Annotated in this window: 15 protein-coding genes; 3 read left to right on the top strand and 12 right to left on the bottom strand. The window is 72.2% G+C overall.

Features of this window, described 5'->3' with window-relative positions; all coding sequences use genetic code 11:
* Positions 1 to 41 precede the first annotated feature (41 nt).
* The 7 genes from AC5L35_RS25105 to AC5L35_RS25075 all read right to left on the bottom strand — a co-directional run bounded on the left by AC5L35_RS25105 (position 42) and on the right by AC5L35_RS25075 (position 7,847).
* Positions 42 to 683, bottom strand: a complete 642-nt coding sequence (locus tag AC5L35_RS25105; protein WP_495062163.1) for a TenA family protein — start codon at positions 681 to 683, stop codon at positions 42 to 44.
* 12 nt (positions 684 to 695) lie between these two features.
* Entirely contained in the window at positions 696 to 1,445 is a 750-nt protein-coding gene (locus tag AC5L35_RS25100) for a 2-phosphosulfolactate phosphatase (RefSeq protein WP_495062140.1), read from the bottom strand.
* Positions 1,446 to 1,523: 78 nt separating this feature from the next.
* Positions 1,524 to 2,738 carry a Cmx/CmrA family chloramphenicol efflux MFS transporter gene (locus tag AC5L35_RS25095; RefSeq protein ID WP_495062139.1) on the bottom strand — a complete coding sequence of 405 codons (1,215 nt, stop codon included), beginning with the start codon at positions 2,736 to 2,738 and terminating at the stop codon, positions 1,524 to 1,526.
* A 247-nt stretch (positions 2,739 to 2,985) separates the two neighbouring features.
* Complete coding sequence (locus tag AC5L35_RS25090) at positions 2,986 to 4,845, bottom strand: potassium transporter Kup (RefSeq protein ID WP_495062138.1); 1,860 nt, start codon at positions 4,843 to 4,845, stop codon at positions 2,986 to 2,988.
* Positions 4,846 to 5,016: 171 nt separating this feature from the next.
* The gene (locus tag AC5L35_RS25085) at positions 5,017 to 6,927 is read right to left on the bottom strand and encodes a molybdopterin biosynthesis protein (RefSeq protein WP_495062137.1); all 1,911 of its coding nucleotides are present in this window, start codon (positions 6,925 to 6,927) and stop codon (positions 5,017 to 5,019) included.
* Positions 6,928 to 6,994: 67 nt separating this feature from the next.
* Complete coding sequence (locus AC5L35_RS25080) at positions 6,995 to 7,396, bottom strand: DUF302 domain-containing protein (protein ID WP_495062136.1); 402 nt, start codon at positions 7,394 to 7,396, stop codon at positions 6,995 to 6,997.
* Between the two features lie 10 nt (positions 7,397 to 7,406).
* On the bottom strand, positions 7,407 to 7,847 hold the full coding sequence (locus AC5L35_RS25075) for a DUF5709 domain-containing protein (protein ID WP_495062135.1): 441 nt from the start codon (positions 7,845 to 7,847) through the stop codon (positions 7,407 to 7,409).
* 190 nt (positions 7,848 to 8,037) lie between these two features.
* Here AC5L35_RS25075 and AC5L35_RS25070 point away from each other — a divergent pair, with 190 nt between their 5' ends.
* The 3 genes from AC5L35_RS25070 to AC5L35_RS25060 are packed head-to-tail and all read left to right on the top strand — an operon-like array spanning position 8,038 to position 11,359.
* Positions 8,038 to 9,402: a cytochrome ubiquinol oxidase subunit I gene (locus AC5L35_RS25070; protein ID WP_495062134.1), complete on the top strand. Its 1,365-nt coding sequence runs from the start codon at positions 8,038 to 8,040 to the stop codon at positions 9,400 to 9,402.
* Positions 9,399 to 10,649: a cytochrome d ubiquinol oxidase subunit II gene (locus AC5L35_RS25065; RefSeq protein WP_495062133.1), complete on the top strand. Its 1,251-nt coding sequence runs from the start codon at positions 9,399 to 9,401 to the stop codon at positions 10,647 to 10,649. The genes AC5L35_RS25070 and AC5L35_RS25065 overlap by 4 nt, the downstream gene beginning before the upstream one ends.
* A gap of 56 nt (positions 10,650 to 10,705) precedes the next feature.
* A complete protein-coding gene (locus tag AC5L35_RS25060; protein WP_495062132.1) occupies positions 10,706 to 11,359 on the top strand; it encodes a VC0807 family protein in 654 nt (217 codons plus the stop codon).
* Positions 11,360 to 11,380: 21 nt separating this feature from the next.
* Here the strand turns inward: AC5L35_RS25060 and AC5L35_RS25055 are convergent, their stop codons facing one another.
* The 5 genes from AC5L35_RS25055 to fdhF all read right to left on the bottom strand — a co-directional run bounded on the left by AC5L35_RS25055 (position 11,381) and on the right by fdhF (position 19,706).
* Entirely contained in the window at positions 11,381 to 12,469 is a 1,089-nt protein-coding gene (locus AC5L35_RS25055) for an AI-2E family transporter (protein ID WP_495062131.1), read from the bottom strand.
* 85 nt (positions 12,470 to 12,554) lie between these two features.
* Positions 12,555 to 13,412 carry an acetoacetate decarboxylase family protein gene (locus AC5L35_RS25050; protein WP_495062130.1) on the bottom strand — a complete coding sequence of 286 codons (858 nt, stop codon included), beginning with the start codon at positions 13,410 to 13,412 and terminating at the stop codon, positions 12,555 to 12,557.
* Positions 13,413 to 13,664: 252 nt separating this feature from the next.
* Entirely contained in the window at positions 13,665 to 14,897 is a 1,233-nt protein-coding gene (locus AC5L35_RS25045) for a molybdopterin-binding protein (RefSeq protein WP_495062129.1), read from the bottom strand.
* 73 nt (positions 14,898 to 14,970) lie between these two features.
* Positions 14,971 to 16,728 carry an NAD(P)H-dependent oxidoreductase subunit E gene (locus AC5L35_RS25040; RefSeq protein ID WP_495062128.1) on the bottom strand — a complete coding sequence of 586 codons (1,758 nt, stop codon included), beginning with the start codon at positions 16,726 to 16,728 and terminating at the stop codon, positions 14,971 to 14,973.
* Positions 16,725 to 19,706, bottom strand: coding sequence for a formate dehydrogenase subunit alpha (gene fdhF / locus AC5L35_RS25035; RefSeq protein WP_495062127.1), 2,982 nt, complete (start codon positions 19,704 to 19,706; stop codon positions 16,725 to 16,727). Before fdhF ends, AC5L35_RS25040 begins: the two co-directional genes overlap by 4 nt.
* Positions 19,707 to 19,714 lie beyond the last annotated feature (8 nt).

Below are 19,714 nucleotides of genomic sequence, written 5' to 3'. Positions count from 1 at the left end.
ACACCGCGACACCCGGTGATGGCTCGTTTCGTGTCATCTCGTCACTGGTAGGCGGCGTCGAAGAAAGCGAGCTCCAGATCGACTGCGCTGGTGAACAGCTCCCGCACCCGCTCCCGGTCGGCCGGTTCGAGGCCGGGGGCCACGCGGTCGAACTCGGACCGGAGGAACTCCACCCACGTCTCGAACGCGGAGCCGCGGTGCAGGTCGATCCACTCCCGCTGGAGGGGCTCGTCGGGAGCGGTGGCGTCGGGCCGCGTGGCCCAGTCCAGGTAGAGCCACTCGGCGACCAGCAGCACGGTGAGGCAGGAGGCGTAGTCGGCGCTGCGCCTTGCGCTGTCCATCAGCTCGATGAACGCCATCGTGGGTGCCAGCAGCACCGGCTCGGTGCGGTCGGGGAGGGGGACGTCGAGCACGTCGAGTGCCCTGGCGAAGAAGTCGTTCTCCTGGCCGGACACCACCCCGAGCTGGCGGGCGTGCACGATCCGCGCATCCGGGCGGTCGGCGGTGGCGACGGCGGCCCCCATCAGCGCCACGAACGCGTCGACGAACTGGTGGTCCTGCACGAGGTACGTGGTGAGCACCGGGGGTGGGACATCCCCACGCCAGATCTCCGTCACGAACCGGTGCTCCACGGCCGCGTCCCAGGTGGTGCCGGTCAGCTGCCGCAGCTCCGCACTGAACATCACCTCACGACCCTAGGCCGTGCCCGCCCGCAGCAGGCCGTCGACCAGCCGGGGTGCGACGGCACTCGTGTCCAGAGCCGCGGCGAGCGTGACGTCGGCGCCGTAGCCGTCGGCGATCAGCTCCCGGCCCGAGCCGGTGGTGGCCAGCACGCCGGCGAGGCCGCGGTCGCGTGCCGTGGCGAACTGGGCGGCGGCGAGCTCGGCCTCGGGGGAGCGCTCGGCTCCCGGCAGCGCCGCGGCGATCGCCCCCGCGCCGAGCGCGTCCTCCACGGCGACGCGCAGGGTGCCGCCCGGCCAGCGTTCCCCGGCCGGGACCAGCCCGATCGGCCCGCCCACCGCCAGCGCAGCGGCCGCCGTGGCCGAGGCGTTGCGCAGGCACCCGGCGAACAGCACCGCTCCGCTCCCGGCGACCGCGGCGCACAGCGTGGCGCCGTTGGGGGAGGGCAGCCCGAGCCGCGTGCCGGCCGGGAGGCCGACCAGCGAGGACGGTCGCAGTGACGGCCCGGTGCCCGACCGGGGGCCGGCGGGCTGCACGCCGAGGGAGCGGGCCTGGGCCTCGGCGGTGCCGCGGTCGGCGGAGAGCTGCGGGAGGACCGCGGCGCCCCGCCCGACCGCGACGTCTACCGAGGTGCAGAACGACAGCACGTCGACGATCACCACCACGGCGCACTCGGCGGCCAGCAGTTCGGCGCCCTCCAGACCCCACTCCACCCGCACCCCGTACTCGCGCTGGCGGTGTTCCGGGCGGGCGTCGACGGGCATCGGGCCACCGTAGGTCCCGATCTTGCGACGAGCGACCGAGATCGACGCGCCAGGGGTGGGGCGCCGCCGGGGCCCCGCTCACGTCGATCTCGTCGGATGAACCTCCTCCGGCCGCGGTGTCCGCTGACCGACGCGGGGCGCGACGACCCGCAGGAACGGCAGCGCGACGAGCAGTGCGGCCGCAACCAGGAGAGCGCTGACCCAGACCGGGCCGAGGTGGCCGGCGCCGCCGCCGAGAGCCACTGCCGCGACGACAGGGCCGGCCGCTGCGCCGACGTTGAGTGCCGCGGTCGCGTACGACCCGCCCATGGTGGGGGCGCCGGCCACCTCGTAGAGCACCCTGGCGATCAGGGTGCTGCCCAGCGCGAAGGAGAGCGCGCCCTGCACGAACACGAGCACCAGCAGCGCCACCGGGTGGGCGGCCAGGGTCGCCAACGCGACCCAGCCGAGCAACAGCAACGGGCCGCCGACGGCGATCACGATGCCGGGGCGCCGATCCGAGAGCCGTCCCGCCACGGTGACACCGGCGAAGGAGCCCACGCCGAAGAGCACCAGCACGACCGAGACCCAGAGCTCAGGCAGGCCGGCGGTGCCGGTCACGATCGGCGCCAGGAAGGTGAACGTGGCGAAGGTGGCGGCGTTGACCAGGGCACCGAGCAGCATGACCAGGACCGGCCGGGGCTTCGCGAGCTGGGCGATCTCGGTACGGAGGGAGGGGCCCGCCGGAGCGTTCGGTGCGGCCCCCCGCGCCCGGGCGGGGACGCCCTTCACGATGCCGATGGCAGCGGGGAGGCAGAGCAGCGCGATCGCCCAGAAAGTCGCCCGCCAGCCGAGCAGGGTGCCCAGCACCGAGCCGCCCGGAACCCCGGCGACGGTGGCCACCGTCGTGCCGGACAGCAGCACCGCCAGTGCACGTCCCTTCTGGTCCGCCGCGACGAGCGTGGCCGCGGTGCTCAGTGCGACCGCCAGGAATCCTGCGTTGGCCAGGGCGGCGATCCCCCGGCTGACCAGGAGACCCGCGAAACTCGTCGTGAGTGCGCCCACGACATGGGCGGCGGCGAACACCAGCACGAAGCCCAGCAGGGCCGCCCGCGCAGGCCGGCGGCGCGCCAGCGCCGCCATCAGGGGCGCACCGACGATCATTCCGGCCGCGAACGCCGAGGTCAGAAGGCCGGCGGCGCCGACAGACACATCAAGGCTGGTGGCGATGTCCGGCACCAGGCCGGCGAGCATGAACTCCGAGGTGCCCATGGCGAAGACCGCCACGGCAAGCAGATAGAGCGGAAGAGGCATCGAGAACTCCGGGGTGAGAGAACCAGAAGGAGGCGTCTCGTCACCGCGGCCAGCGCCCAGGAGGTACCCACAGCGGCCACCCCCGGCAGCAGAGGCTGCCGGGGTGCGAACCAGGACTCAGCTGGTCAGGGGGCTGACGGCGTGACCGGCAGCCCCACCCTGGATGCCTCGGGGCTCGACATGGCGCAGACCGTACTCACAGCGGCCCCACATCGCGCACCGGATTCCCCGGTCCACGCGGCGTCGCCTAGACGTCGATGGGCGAGCCGAGGGACACCACCTGGTGCGGCGGGAGGCCGAAGTACGTGGCCGGGCTCACCGCGTTGCGGCTCATGACGCAGAACAGCCGCTTGCGCCAGCGCGACAGGCCCGGCTCCCCGGTGGGGGTGATCGTGATGCGGCTGAGGAAGTAGGTGGCGTGCTTGAAGTCGAGGTCGAGGCCCTTCTGGCGGGCGAGCCGCAGCGCGGCGGGCACGTAGGGCTTGTCCTGGTAGCCGAACCGCACGGTGAGGTGGAAGATCCCGTCGTCCGGGACGCAGGCGGCGTCGATCTCCAGGCGCTGGGACCGGGGTACGTGCGGGATCGCCACGTTCTGCACGTTGAGGACCAGCACGTGCTCGTGGAGGACGTGGTTGTAGCGGACGTTGTGGCGCAGCGCGAGCGGCGTGGTGCCTGCGTTCGCATTGAGGAACACCGCGGTGCCCGGCACGCGGATCGGGGGGTCGTCGGAGGTGGCGACCCCGCGGACGAAGTCCTCGAGCGGCCCTTCCTGCTCGGTGCGCTTGCGCGTGACGATCTCGCGGCCGCGGTGCCACGTCATGAGGACGACGGCGACCGTGATGCCGACGATGAGCGGGAACCAGCCGCCCGAGAGCACCTTCGTCATGTTCGCCGTCAGGAACGCGAGTTCGACGACGAGCAGGGCACCGGCGCCGATGACCACGAGCCACATGGGCGTGCCCCAGCGCCGCCGGGCGACCACGAAGAACATGATGGTGGTGATCGTGAGGGTGCCGGTGACGGCGATGCCGTAGGCCGAGGCCAGTGCGGTGGACGACCCGAAGCCGATCACCAGGCCGATCACGGCCACGAACAGCACCCAGTTCACGGCGGGCACGTAGACCTGGCCGACCTCCTTCTCCGAGGTGTGCCGGATCGTGAGGAACGGCAGGTAGCCCAGCTGCACGGCCTGGCGTGCCATCGAGAACGTGCCCGTGACCACGGACTGGGAGGCGATCACGGCGGCCGCCGTGGCCAGTATCAGCAGCGGGTACTGGCCCCACGACGGCGCCAGCCGGAAGAAGGGGTTGTCCGCGGCGCGGGGGTCGGAGAGCACGATCGCCCCCTGGCCCAGGTAGTTGAGGATCAGCGCAGGGAACACCACCGCGAACCAGGCGTTGCGGATCGGGCGGCGGCCGAAGTGCCCGATGTCGGCGTAGAGCGCCTCCGAGCCCGTGATCGCCAGCACCACCGACCCGAGGGACAGGAACGCCGTGGCGAAGTCGTGGAAGAAGAAGGCGACGGCGTAGGTCGGCGACAGTGCCCTGAGGATCCCGGGCTGCGCGATCACGTGCACGAGCCCCAGCACGCCCATCACCACGAACCAGAGCAGCATGACCGGGCCGAACGCCTTCCCGACCGCTCCGGTACCGAAGCGCTGGAAGTAGAACAGGGCCGTCAGCAGCACGATCGCGATCGGCACGACCCACGTCCGCAGCCCCGGACTGGCCACCTCCAGGCCCTCCACCGCGCCGAGCACGGAGATCGCAGGCGTGATCATCCCGTCGCCGAAGAACAGCGCCGCTCCGAGGACGCCCAGCCCGATCAGCAGCCACCGCGTCCGGGCGGCGAGTCGCTTCACCTGCTGGATGAGCGAGATCAGCGCCATCGTGCCGCCCTCGCCGCCGTTGTCGGCCCGCGTGACCAGGCTGACGTACTTGACGCTGACGATGATGGTGATCGTCCAGAACACGAGTGAGAGCACGCCGTAGACCGAGGCGGGGTCGGGCGTGAGCCCGCGGGTCTCGGTGAAGGTCTGCTTCAGTGCGTAGAGCGGGCTCGTGCCGATGTCGCCGTAGACGATTCCCAGCGCTCCGAGCGCCAGCACACCCGCACCGGTCTTCCGTGCCGAGGACGACGGCGGTCCCTGTGCCGGACCGGAGCCGGCCGATTCCGGAGCGGTTTCCGGGGTCGAGACCATCAGGCGAGGTAGCGGGTCACGTGGTCCATGTGGCCCCATTCTGCCCCTCTGACGTGCGCAAAGGGACTGAGCAATCCGTCACCGGATACGGTGGCCGGTCTCCGCGCAGGAGTACCCGCCGAGCGCTTCCACCTCGGCGCGGAAGGCGGGGCGCTCCAGCAGGGCCCACAGCGGCGCGAGCATCGCGTCGTCCAGGCCGGATGTGCGCAGCACGAGGTCGTAGGGCTCGCGGGCGACGGGCACGAAGTCCAGGCCGAAGGCCCGGGCGGCGGCCAGGATGCCGAGCCCGGTGTCGGCCCGGCCCGCCGCAACCGCGGCGGCCACCGCGAGATGGGTGTGCTCCTCCCGGGAGTAGCCGGTGACGGCGGCCGGGTCGAGGCCGCGCTGCCCGAGCTCGTGGTCCAGGAGGGCGCGGGTGCCCGCCCCGCGCTGCCGGTTGACGTACCGCACGTCCTTGCGCACCAGGTCGTCCACGCCGGACAGGCCGAGTGGGTTGCCCGGAGCCACGATCAGCCCCTGGTCGCGGTGCACGAGCCGGATCACGGCGATCTTGTCGCCGTCGAGGATCTTGTCCACGTACGGCAGCGTGTACTCGCCGGTGGCCGGGTCCAGCAGGTGCGAGCCCGCGATGTGGCAGAGCCCGTCGCGCAGCGCCACGAGCCCGCCGAGCGACCCGACGTTGGACGAGGCCAGCGTGACCAGCGGGTCGTCGGCCCGCAGCGCGGACGCGGCCACGTCCAGCACGAGGTCGTGGGAGCCGATGGCCACGATCGTGCGGCCGATCTCGCCGAGGCCCCGCAGCAGTTCGACCCGCACGTGCTCACCGGCGTGGTGGCCCTCCAGCCCGGCCGGGACGACGAGCAGCCCGTCGGCGCGCACCAGCGACGTGAGCACCCCGGCGCCGCGCGGCAGCGGGGTGGCCACCACCTCGCCGCCGACGCGCCCGAGCCGCACCCGCACCCAGTCGTCCATCCCGACGTTCGAGGCGAGCTTGCGGGCCAGGCGGGCCGTGGTCGACGGCCGTTCGCGCGGTGCGGCCCCCTCGAGCGCGGCGAGCAGCGGCGTGGCGAAGATGTCGAACGTCAGCGAGGCGGACACCGGGTATCCGGGCGCGCCGAGCACCGGCGTGGCGTCCACGGCGCCGAGCACCACCGGGTGCCCCGGCCGGACGGCCACGCCGTGCACCGCGAGCGTGCCCGCGCCCGCGACGACCCGTGCCGTGTAGTCGTCGCGGCCCGCGCTGGACCCGGCGACGAGCACCACCAGGTCGGCCTCTGCGGCGGCGGCCCGCAAGGCCTCGGTGATCACCGCGGGGTCGTCGCGGACGATCGGCGTCACCCGCGCCTCGCAGCCCAGCTCACGCGCCTGCGCCGCGAGCATCAGCGAGTTGGTGTCGAGGATCTCGCCGGGGGCGGGTTCGGTGCCGATCGGGCGGATCTCGTCGCCGGTCGGGACGATCACCACGACCGGCGCACGTCGCACGGTGAGCTCGACGGCCCCCGCCGCCGCGGCTGCGGCCACGTCGACCGGCCGCAGCCGGTGGCCTGCCGGGAGCAGCAGTTCGGTGGCGCTGATGTCCTCACCGATCGAGCGCACGTGCTGGTAGGGCGGGGTGGCCGCGCGCACCTCGGCCGCGCCGTCGGCGGCGCGGTGCACGTGCTCGCGCATGACGACGGCGTCGTAGCCCTCCGGCATGGGGTCGCCCGTGTCGACGACGGCGAAGTCGGCGAGCAGGACCGGCGTGGTCTCCGCCGCGCCTACCGTGTCGGCGGCCCGGACCGCGATGCCGTCCATGCCGGCGGAGTCGAACGCGGGGGAGGAACGGTGGGCCCAGACCGGCTCCGCCGTCACGCGCCCGACGGCGTCGCCGACGGGCACCCGCACCACGTCCACGCGGGCCGGACAGCCCGCCGTAGCGCAGCCCTCGCGCCAGGCGTCGAGCGCCGCTGCGGCGGGGACGTCGGACACGAACGGCGAGTCGGCGACCACGTGAGCGACGGTACGACCCCGCACCGCAGGCCTGCGCATCGGGACTGCTCGGACGGGGTGCGCCCCGTCAGGTCGCCGGCGGCGGGGCGACCGCTTCGGCGACCAGCTGGTCGAGCAGGACGCGCAGGCGGGCCAGCGTGTCCTGCGCCTCGGCGACGGCGTAGCCGGCGACCAGCGTGCGCGGATCCCGGAAGGCGACACGGGTGGCGCCCGCCTCGGACCAGACCAGGATCCGCAGCGGAAGCTCGATACCGACCCGTGGGTCGGCCTGCATGAGCCCGGTGCCGACCGCGGGGTTGCCGAAGATCAGGACGACCTCGTCGGCCAGCTCCAGGCCGGCGTCGCGCGCGCCCGCCGCATGGTCGATGACCGCGAACAGCGCCACCCCGCGGCTGTCCAGCCCGGCGCGGATCCGCTCGACGGTGGCCGGGACGTCATGGGGAGAGGTCTCGACGATCAGCCCGTCCATCTGCACGTCCTCAACGGTCCTCGTCGCCGGGCTCGGGCACGACATGGACCGCTGCCTCCTCGGCCGACGCTCCGGCACCGTCGGGTCCCACGTCGAGGGCGAACAGTTCCTCGTCCGCGTCGGCGGCTTCGCCCTCGTCCTCGGCCACGAGCCGGCCCGACCGGGAGTCCCCGACCTCGTCGTCGATCAGCTCGCCGTCGGTGTCGCTGCTGTCGCCGAGTCCGTCCCCCTGCAGCGGCTCGACGTCCGGCAGCTCCCTGGCCAGCCGTCCGCTCAGGCTCTCCCCGGTCTCCTCCTCGCTCGCGGTCGTCCCCCAGTCGTCGACGGCCCACGGGCGCTCCGGCGGCGAGTAGCCCTCGTCGAGCGGGTCCGCCGGGCCGCTGGTGTCGAGGGTGTCCTCGGCGTCCAGTTGCTCGAAGACGTCGTCGTCCAGTTCGTCCGGGTCAGCCATCTCGTCGGTCCTCTCGTTCGCAACGTGGTCGGAGCCCATCGTCGCCCCGTGGGACCACCGCCACATCGCCTGCCCCCGCGATATCCGGTGAATCTCCGCATTCGGGGGCAGTAGGTCGCTTCTTCGGGGGATGTCGGTGGCAGCAGGACCGACGAGGCTCGGGGGTATCGAGCGAGAGGAGGTCCGCGAGATGTCGGGTTGGCTGATTCAGGTCATCGACCAGGACTACCTGCTACAGGCACGGCAGATGCAGGCGTTGTCGTTCGCCGTGCACATCCCCCTGGTCTGTTTCGGCATGGCGCTGCCCACGCTGATCCTGTTCCTCGAGTGGAGGGCGATGCGCACGGGCCAGGAGGTGTACCGCACGCTGGCCCGGCGATGGAGCCGCGTGCTGGTGGCGTTGTTCGCGGTCGGGGTGGTCACGGGCACGGTCCTCAGCTTCGAGATGGGACTGTTGTGGCCCCAGTTCGTGGGCACCTTCGGATCGGTCTTCGGCCTGGGCTTCGCGATCGAGGGGTTCTCGTTCTTCGTCGAGGCGATCTTCATCGGTGTCTACGTGTACGGCTGGGACCGGCTGTCGCCCCGCTGGCACTTCGCGAGCGGTATCCCGATCGTGCTGACGGGCGTGACCGGCTCCTTCATGGTGATCACCGTCAACGCGTGGATGAACCAGCCGTCGGGTTTCCGGATGCAGAACGGCCAGGTGGTCGATGTCGACCCGGTACAGGCCCTGTTCGCCAATCCCTTTCTGTGGCACGAGTTCGTCCACATGTACATCGCGGCGTTCATGGTGACCGGGTTCCTGATCGCCGGGTGCTACGCGGTGAGCATGTTGCGCGGACGGACGACGCCCTACCACCGGGTGGCGCTGGCCGTGCCGCTGACGGCCGCATCGGTGGCCGCCCCGGCCCAGATCGTCGTCGGGGACTGGGCCGCCCGGACGGTCGGTGAGCAGCAACCGATCAAGCTCGCTGCGCTGGAGGGGCTCGGCGCCACCACCAGCGGAGCGCCCGTGCACCTGCTCGGCTGGTACGTCGACGGCGAGGTCCGGTACGGCATCGAGATACCGAGGCTGCTGTCGTTGCTGGCCTACCACGACCCGGACTCGACCGTCCGCGGGCTGCTGTCGTTCCCGCCGGAGGACCTGCCGCCGGTCAACGTGGTGCGGATCGCCTTCCAGACGATGGTGGGCATCGGTTCGGCGCTGGCGCTGCTCGCCGTCGTCTTCCTCTACATCCGGATCCGAGCGCACCGCCTGCCCGCCTCGCGCTGGTTCTACCGGGCGCTGATCCTGGCCGGTCCGGCAGCGGTCGTGGCGCTGATCGCGGGCTGGGTCACCACCGAGGTGGGCCGCCAGCCCTGGGTGGTCTACGGCGTCATGCGCACCAACGAGGCGGTCACCGCGGCGAGCGGGATCCCGATCGGGTACGCGGTCCTCGCCGCGATCTATCTGGGCGTGGTCGTGGGTGTCGTCTGGATCCTGCACCGGCTCGCCATGCGTCCCCTGCCTGACGATCCGGCGCCGCGCGACCTGGTGGAGGAGGGGGTCCCGTGACCGTCCTCCAGGTGCTGCCGATGGTCGCCGTGCTCATCGGCCTGGTCCTCTACACCGTGCTGGCCAACGCCGACCTCGGAACCGGCGTGTGGCAGCTCACCGCGGGAAGCGGGGAACGGGCGCACCAGGTCCGCGCCCACATCTACCGTGCGATCGGGCCGATCTGGGAGGCCAACCACGTCTGGTTGATCTTCGTACTGACCGTGCTCTGGACCGCCTACCCGCAGGCGTTCGCCTCGCTCGCCTCGACGCTGGTGGTGCCGCTGTTCATCGCCGGTATCGGCATCGTGCTGCGCGGCACCGCGTATGCGCTGCACGGCGCCACGAACGGCCCAGGCGACCACCCCGAGGTCGACCTGGTGTTCGCGCTGTCCTCGCTGATCACGCCGTTCGCGCTCGGAGCAGCGGTCGGCGCGGTCGCGGCGGGACGGGTGCCGGCCGGCCCGGTGCCGGGAGACATCATCACGAGCTGGCTCGGCCCGACCTCGTTGCTCGTCGGGGTGCTGGCGGTGGCGGGCGGCGCCTTCCTCGCAGCGGTGCAGTTGGCGGCCGAAGCGGCCCGCCTCGGGGAGGTGGAGATGGCCGAGCGGTTCCGGTTGCGGGCCCTGCTGAGCGGGGTGGTGGCCGGGATCGTCGCGATCGCGGGGGCGTTCGTCGTGTCCACGGACGCGCCGGCGCTCGCCCACGGTCTGCTCGGCGGCGCCGGCCGGGGCGCCGTGGTCGTCTCCGCCGTCGCGGGTGTCGCGACGCTCGTGCTGGTGTGGACCAGGCGTGCGCAGGCGGCCCGGTTCGTGGCCGCGGTGGCGGTGGCCGCGCTGGTCGCGGGCTGGGCGCTGGCGCAGGGGCCGACCCTGCTGCCCGGCCTGACCGTGCAGCAGGCGGCCGCGCCGTACGACACGCTCCTGGCGGTCACGGTGTCCATCGTGGCGGGGGCGGCGATCGTCGGACCGTCGCTGGCCCTGCTGTTCGGGCTGGTGCTCGGCGGTCGGATGGACCGACCGGTCGACGTCGCCGAGACGGCCGTCCCGGCCCGCCCGCCGCGGGACCGGCGGATGCTCGGCCGCACCGCCGTCGGGCTGTTCGTCGCGGGTGCCGCGCTGGTGGTGTTCGCGTCCGGCGCGGTGCTGATGACCGTCGGCCTGATACTGATGCTCGTGGCGGTGGTGGCCGGGTTCGTGGCCGTCGGTCCCGCTGATCTCGGTGTCGACCCGGATGACCGGGCCGGCTCGGGGAAGCTCTTTACCTGACCTCCCGGACGTACAGTGGTGTTCCGGGGGCGATGAGGAGAGGGAGCAGACCGCGCATGGCGGAGTTCCGCACGACGATCCACCTTCCCTCGATCGCGTCGATGCTCGGGCAGGCCGGACGACCTCTGCTGGAGTTCACGCTGATCCCGCTGGCCCTGTTCTGGGTGCTGTTCACCCAGGTCGGGTTCGACGGAGGGCTCTTCGCGGCCCTGGGCTGGTCGGCGCTGGCGATCGGCAGGCGGCTGGTGCAGCGGCAGAAGCTGCCCACCATCCTGCTGATCACCACGGGGTTGCTGGTGGTCCGCACCGCGGTGGGGCTGTGGACGGGGAGCGCGTTCCTGTACTTCCTCCAGCCGACCGTGCAGAACTTCGTCTTCGCGCTGGCGTTGCTGGTGACGATCGGCCTCGATCGGCCACTGCTGGCGAAGCTCGCCGACGACTTCTGTGCCTTCCCGGAAGCGCTGAGCTCGCACCCGGGCATCCGGCGGTTCTTCAAGCGCGTGTCGCTGCTCTGGGCGGTGGTGTTCCTGATCAACGGGGCCACCACGATCGTCGTGCTCGCCACGCAGACGGTGGGCAACTTCCTCGTGGTGTCCACCGCAGGCTCGTACTCGGTGGTCGCGATGGGCATCGGGCTGTCGCTGTGGTGGTTCCGCCGGTCGCTGGCCGGCTACGGCGTCCGGCTGCGCATCGGGCCCGCGGCGGCCTGAGCCACCGGTCGGTCCGGCCGGTCAGTCTCCCGGAACGGGCTTCCCCACCAACGCGGGCCACGCGCGGTGGATGATCGCGGCCACCGGCACCGCGACTACAGCGCCCACGAGGCCGCCCAGCACTGTCCCGGTGGTGAGCACGAGGCCGATCGCCAGCGGGTGCAGCCGCACGTACCTGCCGACGATCAGGGGCTGGAGCAGGTGCGCCTCGAGCTGGCCCTCGGCGATCAGGACCGCGGTCAGAATCAGCCCGGCCAGCAGGCCCTGGGTGCCGAGTGTGACCACCACGGCCACGCTGCCCGCGATCAGCTCGCCCACGATGGGGACGAAGCTGCCGAGGAACACCAGCACGCCCAGCGGGATCGCCAGCGGCACGTGCAGCAGGGAGACCACGAGCCCGATCACCACGCCGTGGATGGTGGCGATGATCGCGGTGCCGTGGACGTACCCGGTGAGCGTCGTCCAGGCGATGCGCCCGGCCCGGTCCGCCCGGGCGGCGGCGCGGGGGCGCAGCGGCCCGAGCAGCCAGCGCCACACCCGTTCACCGTCGTAGAGCAGGAAGAACGTGACGAAGATCGTCAGGACGAGAGCGGTGGCGATCTGCACGGCCAAGCCGGTGCCGGTGGTCAGGTAGGCGAGCAGCTGGCTGCGGTTCTCCTGCACCCACCGCACCAGATCCCCCTGCAGCTCGGCGAGCTGTGGTTCGCCGACGCCGAGACGGGCCAGGGTGGCGCCGAGCTCGCGGACCGTGTGGAGGAACTCCCCGGTCAACAACGGCAGCTCCTGGGTGAAGCGCAGATCGATCAGCCACCCGAGGCCCGCGAGGCCCAGCAGCGCGACGAGCAGGGTCAGCAGTGCCGCGAACGGCCCGGGGAGGCGACGTCGCAGAAGTACGGCAAGCGGGCGCACCAGCGCGGTCACGAGCAGCGCCACGACGATCGGGACGAGGACCAGCCAGAGCAGCGCGAGTACCCGCACGACCAGGTAGGCCACCACCCCCAGCACCAGCAGCCGCCACGACCAGCCGGCCGCCAGCACGAGGCTGTGCGGGACCCCTCGACCCGGTCCCGGCCGGGCCGACGCCGAGCCACGCGGTCTGGTCCCGAGCATGCGCGGAGATCGGAACCGGGCCGCCCTGCGGTCGTTCATTCTCGTGCGACGCCCTTCAGCGAACCGACCCGTCCCCGCCCCGGACCTAGGCAGTCAGTTCACGCACCTCGGTGACGGTGTACGCCATCGACGCGCGGAAGCCCGCGCCGCTGCGCACCGGCGCGAGATCAGCCAGTTCCTCACCCCGAGCAGGGAACAGCTCGATCTCGCCGGAGCCGGCCCACACGTCGGCGAGCTGCTGGCCGCTCGACACCATCATCACCAACTCGTGCACGGCCGGCATGTCGTACTGGCCTGCGGCCAGGCGTGGGAAGTGCCGGAGATTGATCGTGGGCCGCCCCACCAGTGCCGCGGGATCGCTCATCGGCTCCTCGAGGGTGACCCTGGCCTCGGCGAGGCTGCGTCCGTGCGCCGACACGGTCGCTCCGAACCGCCCGCCTGCCGCCAGGACCGGCGACGCGCTGCCGGGTGCCGCGAAGACCCTGGTCTGCTGGACCGAGCCCAGCTTCTTCGGGAAACCCTGCACCCACCCACGCGCCATTGCCAGGTCGTTGTCGACATAGATGTACGGGCACCAGGAGACCGGGTGGTCCTTCCACCGGGCATCGACCAGCACGAAGAACTCGTGGTACTGGCTGCGCACCGGGTCGAGGTACTCCTCGTTCTCCCCGGAGAACTGCCAGTCGACGAACAGTGCCACCACGTGCCCGGAGGAGTCCGGGTCCGGGCTCAGGCCGTCCGGAAGTGTCGCCTCGGCCGCCGCCGGATCGGTCCAGAACTCCACCGCGACGATGTCGCCCGCGTAGTGCCATGGCGGAGCGGAAGCCAGGTTCGCTTCCCCGCGCGGCGACAGCGGAACCGTGTAGCCCTTGACCATGTGCACCTCCGGCGTGATGAACGGGCCTCTGCGGGCCGCCCAAGCCTGCACAGGGACCAGTGGCACGCACATCCCACAAGCCGGGTATGGCCGGTCGGCCACGCCGTTGACGAGGACGTGGCCGACCGGCGATGACGGGTCGAAGCTCCCGCTCCCCAGTGGAAGGTCCGACCGTGGCTCAGGCATCCCGGAGGTCCTGCTGTCCTCGAATCTGCCTGCGTCTCGACGCCCGGACATCGCTCATGCGTGGTATTCGCCGGTGCTGAGGTGCGCACCACTGCATGGAGCCGGCCCGACGGGGCTCGGGGATGCTCGCGATCAGCGGTACAGGGTGACCTGAACCGGTGAGCCCGCGGCCAGGCCGGTGGCAGCCTCCGGCACCACGAGGCAGCCGTCGGCGCGGGTGAGTACCGACAGGAGTGCCGACGGGCCGAAGATCGGGGTGGCTGTGCCGTCCTGCACGGCGACCTGCACGACATCGAGCCGGCCCGCTGCCGATGGCAGATCCCGGGAGAGGAGGGCGGGAGCCGACGGCTCGGGCGGCGGCACCGGGCAGCCCGCGAGCCGCCACACCAGCGGCACGCCGACCAGCCGGAACACCACCAGCGCTGAGAGCGGGTTGCCCGGGAGCCCGATGAGGGGGACGTCGCCGCACTCGGACTTGCACTCCGCGAGCAGCGTGGGCTTGCCGGGCTTGATGGCGAGCCCGTGGCACCAGATGTCGCCCAGCGCGGCCACCGCGCCCGCCGTCTCGTCGCGGGCTCCCACCGACGACCCGGCCGAGACCACCACGAGGTCCGCTTCGCGCAGCGTGTCGCGCAGCGTCGCCTCCAGCGCGCCTGCGTCGTCCGGCACGATCCCGGCGAGCACCGGCTCACCTCCGGCGTCCCGGACGAGCCCGGCCAGCGCCGACGCCGTGGCGTCGCGGACCTGGCCGGGCTGCAGCTGCGCTGTGGACGGGGGCACCACCTCGTCACCCGTGGAGATGATCGCCACGCGCGGCCGGGCGTGCACCGTGACCGTGGTGACGCCGGCCGCGGCAAGCAGCCCCAGGTCGGGGGACCGCAGCGGTCTGCGCCCCGGCACGAGCGGCGCACCGGCGGCCACGTCCTCGTCGGCACGCACGATCCCGTCGAGCGGCGCCACCGGCCTGGTCACCTCGATCGTGCCGGGCATCGTCTCGGCGGTGTGCTCCACCATGACGACGGCGTCGGCGCCGTCGGGCAACACCCCGCCGGTCGGCATCGCGACACAGCCGCCCGGCCGCACGGCCACGGTGGGAGCCATGCCCATCCGGACCGCCCCCACCAGGTCCAGGTACGACGGCAGCCCTTCGGACGCGCCGTAGGTGTCGGCGGCGCGCACCGCGAAGCCGTCGACGGTGGACCGGGCGAAGCCCGGCAGCGCCGCCGCGGCGGTCACGTCCGCCGCCGGGACCCGGTGCAGGGCCTCGGCGAGCGGGACGTCCTCCAGCGCGGTGCGCCGGGCGGGCCGGAACCCCGCCAGCGCCTCGGCGACCGTGCGGGTGGTGAAGAACTCGCGTCCGCTCACGCAGCCTCCTCGCGGACGCTCGTCAGCCGCATTCGCGGCGCTGCTGTGTTGGATGGTGAGCTCACAAGCTCGCTCACCTGTCGGGCTGAGCCGCCGAGCCGTTCGGCCTGGGTTGGTCGCGCGCGGCTGCCCCGCCCTTGTCGATGCCGAGCACGCTCACGACCGGGCCGAGGGCCACCTGCCCGAGCCCACAGATCGACGTCTTGCGCATGGCCTCCTCGAGCTGCAGGATCCGGTCTCGCTGTGTCTCGTCGAGTGTGGTGCTGCCCGACTCGATGACGCCGCGGAGCAGCTCGTGCGCCTTGGTCGACCCCACGCGGCACGGCACGCACTTGCCGCACGACTCGTTGCGGAAGAACCGCAGGACGTTGGTGGACGCCGCGAGCAGGTCGGTGCCCTCGGCCAGGACGACGAGCGCCCCGGAACCGAGCATGGTGCCCGCCTCCGCCGCGGTGCCGAAGTCGAGCCGCAGGTCGAGCTGGTCGGGGCCGATGAAGTTGGACGACGCCCCGCCCGGCTGCACGGCCCCCACGGCCGCGCCGCCCGTGACGCCGCCTGCGAGGTCGATCAGCTCGCGGACCGTGGTGCCCATCGGCACGCAGTAGACGTCGGGCCGCTCGACGTGCCCGGACACGGCGAAGAACTTCCACCCCACCGAGTCGCCGACGCCCTGGTCCTTCCACCACTGCGCCCCGCGCTGGACGATCACCGGCACGTCGGCGAACGTCTCGACGGAGTTGATCAGCGTGGGCCTGCCGTGCAGGCCGTAGTTGCCGGGGAACGGGGGCTTGTTGCGCGGCTCGCCGCGGTGGCCCTCCATGCACTCCAGCAGCGCGGTCTCCTCGCCGAGGATGTAACCGCCGGGGGAGACGAAGATGTCGATGTTCAGCCGGCGTCCGCTGCCGCACGCGTCCGGCCCGACCACGCCGGCGGCCCGCAGCGCGTCGATCTCCTCGCGGAGCACGTGCTCCTCGGGGCCGTACTCGTGCCGGATGAAGACCCAGCCCTCCTCGGCCCCGACCACGGCCATCCCGAGCAGCAGGCCCTCCAGCACGAGATGCGGCTGCTGGGCCAGGATCTGCCGGTCCTTGAACGTGCCGGGCTCGGACTCGTCAGCGTTGACGATGGCGTACTTCGTGGTGCCCGGCTGGGCGCCGCGGACCAGGCTCCACTTCTGGCCGGTGGGGAACCCGGCGCCACCCATCCCGCGCAGCCCGGAGTCCTTCAGCGTGGCCACGATGTCGTCGGCGTCCAGCTCGCCGGCGAGCAGTGCCCGCAGGGTGGCGTAGCGGCCGTCGACGCCCGAACCGGCGGGGTAGGGGTCGTTGGGCCACGGCTCGATGCGGGTGGCCGCGGCGGCGTCGCCCACCCCTGAACCGCGGGCGGCACCGACGAGGTCGTCCACCTCGGAGACGGGAGCCGGACGCTCGTTCACCGCCACCGCGGGCGCGCTGTCGCAGCGCCCGAGACAGGACACCTCGACGAGCTCGACGTCCGCGTTGGCGCCGTAGCGCTCGCGCAGCTCGGCGGTGCGCGCCTCGCCGTCGCGCAGCCAGCACGGCAGGTCGTGGCAGACGTGCAACGCCACCTTCACCGGGGGCTCGGTGCGGAAGTGCGGGTAGAACGAGATCAGGCCCTCGATCTCGTACCGCGGCCTGCGGGCCTCCCTGGCGAGCTCCTCCAGCTCCTCACGGGGCAGCCAGCCCAGCCGGGCCTGGATCGCGTTGAGCGCCGGGATCAGCGACGGTCCGGGGAACTTCCCGGCCCGCGCCTCGACTCCGGGGACGCGCCGGGAACGGACCTCGGCCGCGCGGTCGGACAGCTCGGTCATGCACGTGCTCCTGCACTCGACGGGGTCTCCACGTGCGCCGCGCCGAGGGCCTCGACCTGCACCGCGCAGAACTTGAACTCGGGAATCTTGCCGGTGGGGTCGACCTCGTCGATCGTCAGGAGGTTGGCCGCCGCCTCGCGGAAGTGGAACGGGATGAAGCAGTTGCCCAGCTGCTCGCGGTGCGAGACGCGGACCAGCAGCTCGATCGCGCCGCGCCGCGACCGCGCCCGGACCATCTCCCCGTGGGCGAGCCCACGGTCGGCGGCGTCCTTCGGGTGCATGTACACCTCGGCGACCGGCGAGATCGCGTCGAGGGCGTAGGACCGCCGCGTCATCGAGCCGGTGTGCCAGTGCTCGAGCAGCCTGCCCGTGTTGAGCACGAGCGGGAACTCGCTGTCGGGCAGCTCCCGGGGTGGCAGCCACTGCGCAGGCACCAGGTGGGCCAGCCCGTCGTCGGTGTTGAACTTCTCGTCGAACATCACGATGGTGCCGTCGGTGTGCTCCGGGTCGTCGTTCGGGTAGAGCTTCCCGGACAGACCGAGGTTGTCGTACGCGAGGTTCTTGTACGACGGCATCAGCGCCACCATCTCGTCGAACACCTCGCTGGGGCTCTGGTAGTTCCAGTCGAGCCCGACGCCCCGCGCGATGTCCTGCACGATCTCCCAGTCCGGCCGGGCCTGGCCGGGTGGGTCCATCACCTTGCGGCCGAGCTGCACCCGCCGGTCGGTGTTGGTGTACGTGCCGTCCTTCTCCAGGTACGAGGTGGCGGGCAGGATCACGTCGGCGAACTCGGCCGTCTCGGTGAGGAAGATGTCCTGGACGACGAGGAAGTCCAGCGCCGAGAGCGCCTTGCGCACCTTGTTGATGTTGGGGTCGGACAGGAACGGGTTCTCCCCGAGCATGTACATCCCGCGGACGCCGCCGGGCTGGAGCACCGACTTGATGATCTCGGTGACGGTCAGGCCGCGCTTCGGGTCGAGCGTGGTGCCCCACGCCTCCTCGAAGCGCAGGCGGGTGGCGTCGCGGTCGACGCCCTGGTAGTCGGGGTAGAACATCGGCACCAGGCCGGCGTCGGAGGCGCCCTGCACGTTGTTCTGGCCGCGGAGCGGGTGCAGGCCGGTGCCCGGACGCCCGACGTTGCCGGTGATCGAGCACAGCGCGATCAGGCAGCGGGCGTTGTCGGTGCCGGTGGTGTGCTGGGAGATCCCCATCCCCCAGTAGACGACGCCGGCGTTCGCCTCGCCCCACGTCCGCGCGACCTCGCGGATCTGGTCGGCGTCGACGCCGGTGATCTGCGCTGCCCGCTCCGGCGGGTAGTCGGCGACGGTGCGCGCGAGCTCGTCGTAGTTGGACGTGCGGCCCGCGATGAACTCGCGGTCGATCATGCCGAGCCGGATCACCTCGTGCATCACCGAGTTGTAGAACGCCACGTCCGTGCCCGGCTTGAGCTGCACGAAGATGTCGGCGTGCTCGGCCACTGTGGACGCGCGCGGGTCGACGTAGATGATCTTCGTGCCACGGCGGCGGGCCTGCTTGAAGAACGAGCTGGCCACGGGGTGGTTGGCCGTCGGGTTGGAGCCCGTGATGATCACCACGTCGGCGTTGGCGACGTCCCCGTAGGTGGTGGACACCGCGCCGGAGCCGACGCCCTCGAACAGCGCCGCCACCGAGGAGGCGTGGCACAGCCGCGTGCAGTGGTCGACGTTGTTGGTGCCGAATCCGGTGCGGATCAGCTTCTGGAAGAGGTAGGCCTCCTCGTTGGAGCACTTCGCCGACCCGAACCCGGCGATCGCGCCGGGGCCGCCCTCGGCGTGGATCTCCTTCAGGCGCCGGGCGATGAGGTCGAGCGCCTCCTCCCAGGTGGCCTCCCGGAAGTAGGGCAGCACCTCGTCGTAGTCGACGAGCCCGCCCGGCTTGCGGCCACCGCCGCGCTTGCCGCCCGGGTCGTCCTTGCGGCCGCCGCCACTGCGGTTGCCACCGCTGCCGCCGCGGCCCCGGTCGTTGGTGGCCCCGCTGGCCGAGCCCCTGCCCTCGCCGCGCACGTCGGCCGACAAGGCGCTCTTCGGGTAGGCGGAGTCGATGCGGATCAGCGGCATCGTGAGCCGCTGCGGGGAGGCGGCGTAGTCCCAGCCGTAGCGGCCCTTGACGCACAGCCTGCTCTGCGAGCCGGGCTGGTCGCGGCCCTCGGCGAAGGCGATGGCGCCCCGCTCGCGGTCGACGTAGTAGGTGAGCGCGCAGCCCACACCGCAGTAGGGACACACCGAGTCGACCGCGTCGAGCTTCTCGCGCGGCTGGATCGGGATGTTGCGGATCGACTTGTTGGTGAGCGCCCCGGTGGGGCAGGCCTGCACGCACTCGCCGCACGTGACGCAGGAGCTCGCGCCCATCGGGTCGTTCAGGTCGAACGCGATGCGGGTGGAGTAGCCCTTGCCGGAGCGGCCGATCACGTCGTTGCCCTGGATGTCGTCACAGGCGCGCACGCACCGGTCACAGAGGATGCAGGCGTCGTGGTTGACGTCGATCACGGGGTTGGACGAGTCGACCCCGCGTCCCGACCCGCACGGCAGGTCGGTGGTCTCGCGGGCGACGCCGAACCCGTCGGCCAGCGAGAGCAGCAGGTTGTCGCCCGTGGTGGTCTGCTTGGGGTCCTCGGCGCGCGGCGGCTGGTCGGCCACCAGCAGTTCGGTGAGCGTGGCGCGGTTGCGCTCCAGCTCCGGGGTGGAGGTCTTGACCTCCATGCCGTCCTCGCAGGGACGCACGCAGGCCGCCGCGAACACGCGCCCGCCGGTGTCCACCACACACATGCGGCAGACACCGACGGGGTCGTAGCGCTCGTTGTGGCAGAGCACCGGGATGTCGACGCCCACCTGCTTCGCCGCGTCGTAGATCGAGGTGCCCTCCTCGACGGTGACCTCCCGGCCATCGATCGAAGTGGTGACCGTGCGTAAGCTGGTCGCCGGTTCCTGCACCGCTGTCATCCTGGGCC

This window comes from Pseudonocardia sp. OZ21 (assembly GCF_059359135.1).
The sequence above is the reverse complement of the archived record's forward strand: the minus strand, read 5'-3'. Positions and strand labels throughout refer to the sequence as shown.